This window comes from Rhodoferax sp. (assembly GCF_010365055.1).
Taxonomy (GTDB): domain Bacteria; phylum Pseudomonadota; class Gammaproteobacteria; order Burkholderiales; family Burkholderiaceae_C; genus Rhodoferax.
The window spans coordinates 1-10756 of the sequence record NZ_JAAFHA010000110.1 but is presented as its reverse complement, the minus strand read 5'-3'; the positions used below and the strand labels follow the sequence as shown (position 1 = coordinate 10756).

The following is a 10756-nucleotide window of genomic DNA, read 5'->3' as shown; positions in this document are numbered from 1 at the left end:
ACAGCGCGGTGTCTTTCATGGCTCGGTCAATCAATTTTTAAAACTGGATTCTGCTGGAGTGAATGAAAATTAACAGTGGAATCGATGAAGAACCACAAAAGCAAACCGGTCCTTCAGACAAATGGACTTTGCGAGTTGTTCGTCGGTTGAAAGTGGTTTATGCAAAGACGCTGGCGCGGGGGGTGTCAGAAAACGGTGAAGATTGACACACCCGGTGGACTGCCCGTCGACCGGGCGTTGAGCAATGGACCAGGAGAAAAGAAATGAAGATCGGCATGATCGGTTTGGGTCGGATGGGTGCCAACATGGTGCAACGCCTGATACAAAAGGGCCATGAATGCGTTGTTTATGACACGCAGTCGACGGCAGTGGCCAGCTTGGAAGAAGCCGGTGCGTCCGGCGTCGCATCGATGCAAGAGATGGTCGCGCAAATGGGCAGACCGCGCGCCATCTGGCTGATGATTCCGGCTGCCATGGTCGACCATGCGTTGAACGACCTGGTGCCACTGCTCGCCCCTAACGACATCGTCATCGATGGCGGCAATTCGTATTACCGCGATGACATGCGTCGAGCTGCCGAGTTGAAGGCCGGAGGCATTCACTATCTGGATGTAGGCACCAGTGGTGGCGTAGCCGGCCTTGATCGCGGCTATTGTCTGATGATCGGTGGCGAAGCCGACACCGCTGCGCGCTTGCGGCCGATCTTTTCCTCCCTCGCTCCTGGAATGGCGGTGGCAGCGCGGACCCCGGGCAGAACCGCCGGCCGTGGTGAGGCTGAAGAGGGTTTTCTGCATTGCGGCCCGCATGGTGCCGGTCACTTCGTCAAAATGATCCACAACGGCATCGAATACGGCATGATGGCGGCTTATGCCGAGGGCTTCACTATTCTGCGCAACGCCAACGTGGGCAAGCGAACGCACGACAACGATGCTGAGACGACACAACTGCACAACCCGGAGTTCTACAAATTTGACATGAACCTGCCCGAGATCGCAGAAGTCTGGCGACGCGGCAGCGTGATCGGTTCCTGGTTGCTCGACCTGACCGCTCAAGCCCTCCATAAGAATCCTGAACTCGACACCTACGGCGGCCGCGTCTCGGATTCCGGCGAGGGCCGCTGGACGATCCAGGCGGCCATCGACGAAGGGGTCCCGTCGAATGTTCTTGGCGCCGCGCTGTTCGCGCGTTTTGCGTCACGCGGTCAGGCCGATTTTTCCAACCGGGTTCTGTCCGCAATGCGCAACGAGTTTGGCGGCCATATTGAAAAGACGGTTGAGTAACCGCCAAACATCCGAGACACAAGAAGTCCTGATCGTGAATTTTTGTGAGGGAGCCACGTCTAAGAAGCATAGTGCGCCAATGGTGAAAAAGAGTACAAGGATCAACATGCACAACCCAATACACCCTTTCAACGAACTATTTGCTCAATTGGGGCTGCCTTGTGATGAAAACGGCATTCACCATTTCTTGACGACACACACGCCACTCGCCGCCGACGTCGATTTGCCTGATGCAATCTTTTGGCCCCCGTCCACCGCGACGTTCTTGCGGGAAAGCCTTCTTGAAGATTCGGACTGGGCGGTAGTCGTTGATCAACTCAGCGCGTCTCTTCGACCTCTCGGAAAATAGGCTGCCTGTCGTACCGGAGAAACATCATGCCAAAGAGAAACGATGATTCCAGTGAACACATTGTGCCGTGCGCACAAAGTCTGAAGGAGGTCCCAGTTTCCGAAACAAAGATCTTCGAGGCTGTTGACTACGTCGCCTACTTCTGCGGACCGGAATGTTATTCAAAGTGGGCAACCCAGGACGAAGACCCTGAATGGCAGCGGTCAAAAGACTAAAGACTTGTTCAGGTCAGCCTGGCTTGGCGTCGTGCGCGTGCAGCATGGTGTCGATGGCAAGCGTCGAGTGCGCGTAGGCCGCACCAGCGCGCATCTCGGCCGCAACCCAGATGGCCTCCATGAGCTCCTGCTCGGTGGCGCCAGCCTTCAGCGCCGATTGCGTGTGCCCACGAATGCAATAGGGACATTAGGTCACGTGCGCCACAGCCACCGCGATCAGCTGCTTGGTCTTGCTGGGCAAGGCGCCGTCGGCAAACACACTGGCGCTGAAGGCCTTGAAGGCGTCCAGCGGCTTGGGCGCGAGCTCACGGCGTTTGCGCGCGACTTCGGCCCCGGCATGGGGGTAAATGGCATTGTCCATAGCATCTCCTTTGGAATTGATTGGTGTGGTTCAACTTGCGTCACGGGCTGGCGCTGATAACCTCTGGTGCAAGAAGAAATTCTCGCAGCGCGACCGCGTTGTTGTGTGTTTCGTCATGCGCGGCATACACGAGCGTGACGGTGCCCTTGCGCGCCAATGCGCGCAAGGTATTGACTGACTCCGCGTGTGGGCGCAATTCAGCCGCATAGCGCTGGTGAAACTCCTGCCAGCGCGCAGCGTCGTGACCGAACCACTGGCGCAACTTGGTGCTGGGCGCAAGCTCCTTGGCCCATTGATCCACGGCCAGACTTTCCTTCTTAATGCCCCGCGGCCACAGGCGGTCAATCAATACGCGCGCGCCGTCGACGTGGGATGGAGGATCGTAGGCGCGCTTGATCCGGATATGGCTGGCTGGAATTTTCGTGATCATGAAGATGGCCTTGTAGCAGTCTGGCTCCAGCGCTCGCTGGCGGGCCGGTGGGGCCAGCGTTGCGCGCTGGACCGGGGCACCTCGCAAGCTACAAAACGTGTCGAGATGATCATGCTCGGAAATTTCATGGTTTAGCTCCCGATGAAAGTGACAGAAGCCAGACGATGGCGCATTCGCCACATTTGACTTGACTCTGCAATTGCCGGACAGCAAAGCATACGCGTCGTGCGCGGCACGATTGCTCAGTAGGGGTATTTAACATGCATCTTATGATGGACACTTGTCAGTCCGGGAGCAACAGCAAACACACTGAAACCGCATGATTGAACCGAACAATCCGAAGACCATCTTTGCGCACTCCGTCCTCAAGGCTACCCGTTCCAAGCTTGGGGGGGCGAGAGAAATAGCTGAATCCGAAGCCGCCTATCCCAACCTTCACGCATTGCTGACGGCGGTGCGCAATTGCCGTGCGTGTGAGGCGCATCTGCCGCTTGGTCCTCATCCGGTGCTGCGAGCGGGTGAGGCGGCTCGCATCCTCATTGTGGGACAGGCGCCCGGTGTGCGCGTGCACTCGACTGGCATCCCATGGGACGACCCGAGCGGGGAGCGTCTGCGGGCATGGATGGGTGTAGACAAGGCGCTCTTCTATGACGAATCGCGCATCGCCATCATTCCCATGGGTTATTGCTATCCGGGGCGCGGAGCGGATGGTGATCTGCCACCGCGTCGTGAGTGTGCTGCGCTCTGGCTCGACCAGTTGCTGGCCCGGCTGCCGCAGATTGAATTGACACTGCTTGTTGGCCAGTATGCACAGCGCCATTTTCTGGGTAGCCGCCGCAAGCCGTCTCTGACCGAAACGACCCGGGCCTGGCGGGAGTACAGGCCGCGATTCATCCCGCTGCCGCACCCGTCGCCGCGCAACCAACCCTGGCTCAAGCAACACTCCTGGTTTGAGAAGGACGTGGTACCAGCACTGCAGGCACACATCAATGCCATTTTTGCGCGCTGACGGTCCTCGTGTTGAGCACTTCGCCGGTCCAGCCAGATACCTCGAATTGATTAGGCTTGGGCGTGTTGAATACCCACGTTGGTGTTGCAGGTGCTCACGAACAACTAAATATGCATGTTGCATATATCTTAATATGAACTTGTGCATCACCGGTTTGCCGGCGCTTTAACTGCAAGGAATTTGATATGCCATCCGCCGACTTGTGTACCGAAGAAGAAATTGTTCAATTGGTCAACTTGTTTTACGAAAGTATTCGCAAGGACGAGGTGCTGGGTCCCATATTCAACCAGCATGTGAAAGACTGGGATACGCATCTGTCCACCATGGTGGACTTTTGGTCATCCACATTGCGTGGCAGCGCGCGATTTCGCGGTGCGCCCATGCCCAAGCACACCGCACTGCCCGGACTCAGCTTCAAACTGTTCGAGCGCTGGCTCACGTTGTTTCGTCAAACAACCGACGCGTTGCCGAATACCGCGCTCGGCCAACGAGCTAGCGAGCTGGCCAGGCGTATTGCCAAGAGTCTGTGGCACGGCTATCAAATGAGCCGGGATGCGGACGAGCTGCTGGGGGTCGCGTGATGGACAGCGCGATTCTGAGTCTGCTGGGCGCCTTTTTGCTGTCGATCATCGGCCTGTTCGTGTTCATCTGGTCTTCGCGCAAGGGTCTGCTGGTGGAGAACCCGAAGGCCGCTTCGGTGATCTTCGCGCGTGGCGAGATCGGGCGGGTTGACGACCCGGCCCTTGCGGACGCGGCACAGGGTTCCATGCAGGCAGCGGCGCTGGAGCCCGGCCACCCGCTGCACGTCGCTGACGCGACCGAACTGCAGGACCGCATCGCGTCCGATCAGTCGAGTGCTTTTCCGGTCTTCATGTTCATTGCCTTCGCCTGCTTCTGGCTGTTGCTCGGCTCGCTGGCGGGCTTGACTTCCTCGATCAAGCTGCACCAGCCCGACTGGCTGACCGACCAGGCCTGGTTGACTTTTGGCCGCATTCGCACGGTGCACCTGACCGCCGTTCTGTACGGATGGATCAGCAATGCGGCGCTGGGCATGATGCTGTGGCTACTGCCGCGCCTGCTGCGTACCCACTTGCACGGGGCGATCTGGGCCATGCTCGGCGGCGCCCTCATCAACATGGGCATCGCCGCTGCCATCGGGGCCATTTCGTCCGGCTGGACCGATGGCATGGAATACCTGGAAATTCCGTGGCAAATCGCCATCCTCATCTTCGCCGGTTTTGTGCTAGTGATCTTGTCGGTGTTGTACACGCTGGCAAACCGCAAGGTCGAACATTTATATGTCAGCGTCTGGTACATGGTGGCGGCGTTGTTATGGATTTCCCTGCTGTTTCTGGTCGCCAAACTGCCTGGTGTGCATACCGGCGTGCAACAGGCCACCACCAACTGGTGGTACGGGCACAACGTGCTGGGCCTGTGGTTCACACCAGTCAGCGTAGGTGCCATTTATTACTTTCTGCCGAAGATCATCGGCCGGCCGGTGCGTTCCTACAACCTGTCAATACTGGGTTTCTGGACGTTGGCGTTCTTTTACGGTCAGGTCGGCGGGCATCATTTGATCGGCGGACCGGTGCCGGGCTGGCTGACGACCTTGTCAATTGTGCAAAGCGTGATGATGGTCATTCCGGTCGTCGCCTTCAGTATCAACATGGGCGCAACCCTCAAGGGGCGAATGCATCTGGCGCGCTACTCGCCGACGCTGCGCTTCATGATGTTTGGCGGACTCATGTACTTTGCCTCGTCGCTGCAGGGTTCGCTTGAAGCGCTGCGAAGCGTCAACCAGGTGGCCCACTTCACGCACTTCACGGTGGCGCACGCCCACCTGGGCGCTTACGCTTTCGTCACCATGGTCCTATTCGGCGCCATCTATTTCATGATGCCACGCGTCCTGAACTGGGAGTGGCCGTACCCGAAATTAATTACGCTGCACTTCTGGCTATCAGCAATTGGCATTGCCATCTACTTTGTTGGCCTGACGATTGGCGGCTGGCTGCAGGGCGTGGCCATGCTGGACGCGGCCCGGCCGTTCATGGACTCGGTCACCTTGACCCTGCCATATCTGAAATGGCGCACGGCGGGCGGCAGCCTGATGGTGCTGGGCCACATCGTCTTCGTTGGCCATTTTCTTGCGATGGCATTGCGCTTTGGACCGACGCGCACCGGCGCCGCCCTTTTCTGGCAAGACAACAAACGGGAGCTTGCGCATGGACAATGAAGTCAAGCTGGTTTCAGGCGCCATGGTGGCCTTGGCGGTTGCCACCGCCGCACTGGTGGTCATGCCCTACATGGAGGTGCGTGACATTCAGCCGCCGCCCGGACTCAAGCCCTATACCAGCGCCGAGCTGCGCGGGCGTGGGGTTTACATTGCCAACGGCTGCGTCTATTGCCACAGCCAGCAGCCGCGCGACCGCAACTTCGGCCCCGATTTCGAGCGCGGCTGGGGACGCGCTTCGGTGCCGGGCGACTACATCTACGACAAGCCGCACCTGCTGGGCAGCATGCGCACCGGACCGGATTTGTTCAACATCGCTTCGCGCCAGCCTAGCAAGGACTGGCACCTGGGTCACCTTTACCAACCGCGCGCCTATGTGCCGGGCTCGATCATGCCGTCCTATCCTTTCCTGTTTACCGTCAAGGACGCGATGGAGGCCGAGAAAGAAGGCGAGCAGCCGGTGTCTTTGCCGCCCGCTTATGGCCCAAACGTCGGCCAGGTGGTGGTGCCGACGCCCGAGGCGCTCGACCTGGTCAAGTACCTTCTGGCCTTGAACCACACTTATCCGGTGTTGCCGCCCGCCCCCAAACCCTAAGCTGAACACGAGGTCCATCGATGCCAAAAGAATCAGAATCGGGCAGTCGTGCTCAATCGCGCGAACAGGAGGACCCGTCCGAGCGGAACCGGCCGATTCCGCTGACGGTGGCAATTATCACGCTGGTAGTGGTGATTTTTGGTGTTACCTACATCCTGCTTTCGGAACCCTTTGGCCGGGCCGATCTTGGCGACAGGCGCACCGTGGCTGATCTGAGAGCACCTGCAGCCGGAGCGGCGGTCGCAGCGGTCGATGGCAAACAGGTATTTACCGCCAACTGTGTCACCTGTCACCAGGCAACCGGCAAAGGTTTGCCTAGCGTGTTTCCGCCCCTGGACGGCTCGGAGTGGGTGGGCGGTGATGAGCGTACCGTTGTCAATATCCTGCTGCACGGTGTGAGTGGGGAACTGACGGTGATGGGCAACACTTACAAGGGCGCGATGCCTTCATTCCAGCAACTCAGTGACGCAGAGTTGGCGGCAGTCGCCAACTATGTCCGATCCGAATGGTCGAACAAGGCCGGCGCCATCAAGTCCGAGCTGTTTGCCAGTGAACGCAAGAGCAGTACCCGCACGGCGCCGTTCAACGGCGAAGCCGAGCTGAAGGCCTTAATGGACAAGGCGCCGTGATCTACTCCGGAGGCGACATGCGGTCGATCCGCAAGCGTCCTGCCCGATGCTCAAAACAGCGTTGCTGAGCGCCAGCCTGGCGGTGGCCGGCTATGCCTGCTCAGCTTGGCTGACCCACGACTTTCAGGTCTGGACGGCCGAAGGTGCTCGGCGCCTGGAAGTGGCCCTGCAGCCCATCGCATCGCCTTCCGTGCAAATTGACGGTCCCGGCTTGCCCGCACAAGCCTTATCGCAACTCTTGTCCGATGGCCAATCCGTCACCCTGGTTGATTTCGTTTACACCCGCTGCCAGACCGTGTGTCTGGCGCTGGGGAGCGTTTATCAGCAAATGCAGACGACGCTGCAAGCGGCCAGTCAAACCGACCTCTCGGCGCGCCGGGTGAAACTGCTTTCGATCAGCTTCGACGGGCAGCACGACAACCCACGGATTCTGCAGGCTTACGCAGCGCGTTTGAGCGCCGATCCGTTGCTGTGGCGTTTTGTTCGCGTGCCGGATCCGATAGAAACACAGCGTCTGCTGGCAGATTTTCAGGTCATCGTCGTTCCTGACGGTCGAGGCGATTTCGAGCACAACGCGGCGCTGCTGGTGGTCAACCAGCACGGGCAACTGGTACGCATCTTTGATTATGCGGAGCAGCAACTGGCCCTCGACTACGCTCGCGACCTGGCGAACGCCGCTTCACCACGATGAAACTGGCGCAGTTTTGGCTCAAGTGGCATTTGGCCATTGCAGGCTTGGCGCTGTGCCTGCTGGCCCTGCCCGGTGCACGACTGTTTCTTGAAGCCAGCATGACCCGCCACATGCTATTTCAGTTTCCCCTGCTTACCCTCATCGGTTTTTGGTTCGCAGGGGCGTTGCCGCGCAACTGGATGCGGCGTCTGAATTTATGGAACGGTTACGGCATCAGCGGCTTGTTCGCCAGCGCACTGTTGCTCGCAATACTAATGATTCCCCGCGTCCTGGACCTTGCCTTGGTTGACAGCCGCATTGAACTTGTCAAATGGCTGGCCCTGCTTGTGTGCGGCGCAGCCGTGCGCCTGTCATGGCAGCCTGCCGGCTTGCTGGTGCAAGGCTTCTTTCTGGGCAACGTGCTGCCCATGATGGTCGTTGTGGGCTATCTGTTTGAAAGTTCACCGGTGCGCCTGTGTAACGCCTACCTCCTCGACGATCAGGAAAGGCTGGGGCAAAACCTGATCTGGGTTGCGGCAACGATCGGGTTGGCGTGGTTTGCCATCCTGGTGCGTGCGATGATGCGCCGAGAGGCATCGACCGCGCTACCAACACCTTCCGAAGACGATCCGAGCACGACAAAATGAATTCTGTTTGCGTTGCCATTGACCTTGGCCTAATCGAGTCGGGAGTTGATTTTCTTTAACGAACGTCGAGTCCATGGTGCCTGCAGTCTTCATCGTTGTGTCAGTTCGATGGTCTGAAAGCACTGGATGCAGTCCTTTAACAGACGTGCCTTGCTATTCGCGACAGGTGAAACAATTTTCTTCTGGGTGCTGTCGGTTGCGCGATCGTCAAGAATGAACAGGCGTCACTATGCATTGAATCTTGGGGGTCAATGGGGCCAGTGAACGGAAACTTTCGATTGAAGACCGGCCGGACAATCGGATCGTGACCAAATACCCGTTCTGGTGGAAAGTAAGGGTACCCAATTGGTCGAAATTGTGGTGACACAGCTGACATTCGGGCTACTGATCCAGTGTCAGGTATCGGGCAGGCAATTTGAACTTCTGTAGGCCTGCTTACGCTGCACAACGCCTGCCCCAGAAACTCCAAAAGTCGTCAGCACCTGGCAGCCTTGTCGATTTCAAAGCGCAGTTCGGTGTAGTTCAGCGTGACCGGAAACTGGGGAAACTCGTCGATCACGTTTTGCGGCGGGTGAAACAGGATGCCGGCGTTGGCTGCAGCCAGCATCGCGGTGTCGTTGTAGGAGTCGCCGGCCGCAATCACCTTGAATTGCAGTTCCCGAAAGCGCTGCACCGCTTCTTTTTTCTGGTTCGGCATGCGCAGGTGGTAATTCACCAGAAAACCGGCCGCATCGGCCTCCAGCTTGTGGCAGAACAGGACCGGCATGTTGAGTTGCGCCATCAAAGGCATGGCAAATTCGTAAAAAGTGTCGGACAGGATGATGACCTGGTAGTCGCGCCGCAACGCGTCCAGAAAGTCGCGCGCACCGGCCATCGGCCCCATGTCAGAGATCACCTTTTGAATATCGGGCAGGCCCAACTGGTGGGTCTTGAGCAGGTCGAGCCGGTATTTCATCAGCTTGTCGTAGTCGGGCTCGTCGCGCGTGGTGCGCGCGAGCGCCGGAATGCCGGTTCGACTGGCAAACTCGATCCAGATTTCGGGAACGAGAACACCTTCAAGGTCAAGACAAACGAGTTGCACTGAAATTCTCCAAAAGTTGGCGCCCGAAAGAAGCGATTCCCCGGGCGCTGAAGTCGCGAAATACGGCGATGGGGACGGCCTCAAGCAAGTGTAGTGGGAACCGCCGGGACCACCGGCCTGACGTGGCGCACGATCAGGACTTGCGCCGTGTAGTAGCTCGCCAGCACCCATAAAGACACCAGCGGCAGCGGCTGCACAAAGCGGTTGATGGCGATCAATGAATCGCTGAGCATGAAGACGCAGGCGCCCAGGCCCACCGCCCGGGCGCTGGCATCACGCAGCACCAGCGCGCGACCGATGGCCTGCGCCACCATCAGGGCGATCACGCTGACGTAGGCCGCCACCGCGACTCTCAAGACCGGGTCGGTCAGACCGCCCCAGACCCAGGCGTACATGGCGCCACCCAGGCCAAGCGTGAGCCCCAAGGCGCGCCGGCTGGGAAACCAGGGCACGCCTTGGCGGAACAGGGCTATGTAGAACAGGTGCGCCACCAGAAACGAGGCCAGACCCGGAATGAAGTAATTGCCGGGCAGCATCAGGAACACATCGCCCGCCAGCGAGGCTGCCAGCGCAGCCATGAGATATAGATCAAATCGGGCTCTAGCCCCCGTCGAATAAGCGCGAGCAGCTACTGCAACAATAGCGACCAGCATCGGCAACGGCTTGAAGACGACGTGCAGCGTCGGCAGCTCAAACACGCTGGTCGCGGTTGACAGAGCGGCCAGCAAGATCAGCAGCCACGCTAACCCGGGCTCACGCTTGGTCACGGATGTCGGGGAAGGCAGGTGCATGGTGATGGGGGCAGCAGTTTCCCGCCTTCAGGTACTGGTCTCATCGAGCGTGTCGTCTTCCAAATGACGCGTATCGGACCACCCCACCAGCGTGAAACCATTGGGTGTCCAAAGCAGGCGGTTGATGGCGGCATTGCCCAGGTCCCAGGTGCGCGGCGCCTGCAACTCCTGCCCGGTGGCGGCGCGGTACAGCACGTCCATGACGCCGCCATGCGCGACCAGCACAATCTGCTGCCCCAGGTGCTGCGCCGCCAGTTCAGAGGCGGTGCGCGTGATGCGTTCGCGCAGTGTGGTCAAGGACTCACCGCCTTCGGGCGCCCAGAGCGGGTCGCGCTGGCGCCAGCGCAGCGACTGCTCGGGCCAAGTGGCCTCGAGCTCGGCAAAGGTCTTGCCCTCAAACACGCCAAAGCCGCGTTCGCACAGACCGGTGTGGGTCTGCAGCGTGCGACCGGTGGCATTGGAAATTGCG

General features: G+C 59.2%; 15 protein-coding genes and 1 pseudogene. 11 read left to right on the top strand and 5 right to left on the bottom strand.

The genetic code is table 11. The annotated features are described in order from the left end of the window. Positions 1-62 precede the first annotated feature (62 nt). The 4 genes from GZ093_RS17975 to GZ093_RS20875 all read left to right on the top strand — a co-directional run bounded on the left by GZ093_RS17975 (position 63) and on the right by GZ093_RS20875 (position 1844). Entirely contained in the window at positions 63-206 is a 144-nt protein-coding gene (locus GZ093_RS17975; protein WP_296488664.1) for a hypothetical protein, read from the top strand. 57 nt (positions 207-263) lie between these two features. Further along, on the top strand, positions 264-1280 hold the full coding sequence (gene gnd / locus GZ093_RS17970; protein ID WP_296488663.1) for a phosphogluconate dehydrogenase (NAD(+)-dependent, decarboxylating): 1017 nt from the start codon (positions 264-266) through the stop codon (positions 1278-1280). Between the two features lie 106 nt (positions 1281-1386). Then, complete coding sequence (locus tag GZ093_RS17965) at positions 1387-1629, top strand: DUF2789 domain-containing protein (protein ID WP_296488669.1); 243 nt, start codon at positions 1387-1389, stop codon at positions 1627-1629. 26 nt (positions 1630-1655) lie between these two features. Beyond that, a complete protein-coding gene (locus GZ093_RS20875; RefSeq protein ID WP_363261056.1) occupies positions 1656-1844 on the top strand; it encodes a DUF3330 domain-containing protein in 189 nt (62 codons plus the stop codon). Positions 1845-1857: 13 nt separating this feature from the next. Here GZ093_RS20875 and GZ093_RS17960 read toward each other — a convergent pair. Then, positions 1858-2205: pseudogene (locus GZ093_RS17960) on the bottom strand (carboxymuconolactone decarboxylase family protein). A gap of 40 nt (positions 2206-2245) precedes the next feature. Further along, positions 2246-2635, bottom strand: coding sequence for a DUF488 domain-containing protein (locus GZ093_RS17955; protein WP_296488661.1), 390 nt, complete (start codon positions 2633-2635; stop codon positions 2246-2248). Positions 2636-3038: 403 nt separating this feature from the next. Between GZ093_RS17955 and GZ093_RS17950 the strand changes: the two genes are divergently transcribed. From GZ093_RS17950 to GZ093_RS17920, 7 genes are all read left to right on the top strand, one after another. Continuing rightward, on the top strand, positions 3039-3644 hold the full coding sequence (locus GZ093_RS17950; protein ID WP_296488667.1) for a uracil-DNA glycosylase family protein: 606 nt from the start codon (positions 3039-3041) through the stop codon (positions 3642-3644). 185 nt (positions 3645-3829) lie between these two features. Beyond that, positions 3830-4225 (top strand): group III truncated hemoglobin, encoded by a 396-nt coding sequence (locus GZ093_RS17945; RefSeq protein ID WP_296488659.1) that lies wholly within the window; start codon positions 3830-3832, stop codon positions 4223-4225. Next, the gene (locus GZ093_RS17940; RefSeq protein ID WP_296488656.1) at positions 4225-5877 is read left to right on the top strand and encodes a cbb3-type cytochrome c oxidase subunit I; all 1653 of its coding nucleotides are present in this window, start codon (positions 4225-4227) and stop codon (positions 5875-5877) included. Before GZ093_RS17945 ends, GZ093_RS17940 begins: the two co-directional genes overlap by 1 nt. Next, positions 5867-6469 (top strand): cbb3-type cytochrome c oxidase subunit II, encoded by a 603-nt coding sequence (locus tag GZ093_RS17935; RefSeq protein ID WP_296488655.1) that lies wholly within the window; start codon positions 5867-5869, stop codon positions 6467-6469. The genes GZ093_RS17940 and GZ093_RS17935 overlap by 11 nt, the downstream gene beginning before the upstream one ends. Positions 6470-6489: 20 nt before the next feature. Further along, positions 6490-7098: a cytochrome c gene (locus GZ093_RS17930; RefSeq protein WP_296488652.1), complete on the top strand. Its 609-nt coding sequence runs from the start codon at positions 6490-6492 to the stop codon at positions 7096-7098. 46 nt (positions 7099-7144) lie between these two features. Next, the gene (locus GZ093_RS17925; RefSeq protein ID WP_296488649.1) at positions 7145-7789 is read left to right on the top strand and encodes an SCO family protein; all 645 of its coding nucleotides are present in this window, start codon (positions 7145-7147) and stop codon (positions 7787-7789) included. After that, on the top strand, positions 7786-8415 hold the full coding sequence (locus GZ093_RS17920; RefSeq protein WP_296488646.1) for a hypothetical protein: 630 nt from the start codon (positions 7786-7788) through the stop codon (positions 8413-8415). The genes GZ093_RS17925 and GZ093_RS17920 overlap by 4 nt, the downstream gene beginning before the upstream one ends. Before the next feature lie 475 nt (positions 8416-8890). Here the strand turns inward: GZ093_RS17920 and thrH are convergent, their stop codons facing one another. The 3 genes from thrH to GZ093_RS17905 form a co-directional block, all read right to left on the bottom strand. After that, entirely contained in the window at positions 8891-9496 is a 606-nt protein-coding gene (gene thrH, locus GZ093_RS17915) for a bifunctional phosphoserine phosphatase/homoserine phosphotransferase ThrH (RefSeq protein WP_296488644.1), read from the bottom strand. A gap of 80 nt (positions 9497-9576) precedes the next feature. After that, positions 9577-10287, bottom strand: coding sequence for a lysoplasmalogenase (locus tag GZ093_RS17910; protein WP_296488640.1), 711 nt, complete (start codon positions 10285-10287; stop codon positions 9577-9579). Between the two features lie 27 nt (positions 10288-10314). Further along, on the bottom strand, positions 10315-10756 hold a 442-nt coding region (locus GZ093_RS17905; protein ID WP_296488639.1), incomplete at its 5' end, for a histidine phosphatase family protein.

Bases quoted from the DNA above. Each gene is read 5' to 3' on its own strand.
- GZ093_RS17975 (WP_296488664.1), top strand. From the start codon at position 63: ATGAAAATTAACAGTGGAATCGATGAAGAACCACAAAAGCAAACCGGT.
- gnd (WP_296488663.1), top strand. From the start codon at position 264: ATGAAGATCGGCATGATCGGTTTGGGTCGGATGGGTGCCAACATGGTG.
- GZ093_RS17965 (WP_296488669.1), top strand. From the start codon at position 1,387: ATGCACAACCCAATACACCCTTTCAACGAACTATTTGCTCAATTGGGG.
- GZ093_RS20875 (WP_363261056.1), top strand. From the start codon at position 1,656: ATGCCAAAGAGAAACGATGATTCCAGTGAACACATTGTGCCGTGCGCA.
- GZ093_RS17955 (WP_296488661.1), bottom strand. From the start codon at position 2,635: ATGATCACGAAAATTCCAGCCAGCCATATCCGGATCAAGCGCGCCTAC.
- GZ093_RS17945 (WP_296488659.1), top strand. From the start codon at position 3,830: ATGCCATCCGCCGACTTGTGTACCGAAGAAGAAATTGTTCAATTGGTC.
- GZ093_RS17940 (WP_296488656.1), top strand. From the start codon at position 4,225: ATGGACAGCGCGATTCTGAGTCTGCTGGGCGCCTTTTTGCTGTCGATC.
- GZ093_RS17935 (WP_296488655.1), top strand. From the start codon at position 5,867: ATGGACAATGAAGTCAAGCTGGTTTCAGGCGCCATGGTGGCCTTGGCG.
- GZ093_RS17930 (WP_296488652.1), top strand. From the start codon at position 6,490: ATGCCAAAAGAATCAGAATCGGGCAGTCGTGCTCAATCGCGCGAACAG.
- GZ093_RS17925 (WP_296488649.1), top strand. From the start codon at position 7,145: ATGCTCAAAACAGCGTTGCTGAGCGCCAGCCTGGCGGTGGCCGGCTAT.
- GZ093_RS17920 (WP_296488646.1), top strand. From the start codon at position 7,786: ATGAAACTGGCGCAGTTTTGGCTCAAGTGGCATTTGGCCATTGCAGGC.
- GZ093_RS17910 (WP_296488640.1), bottom strand. From the start codon at position 10,287: ATGCACCTGCCTTCCCCGACATCCGTGACCAAGCGTGAGCCCGGGTTA.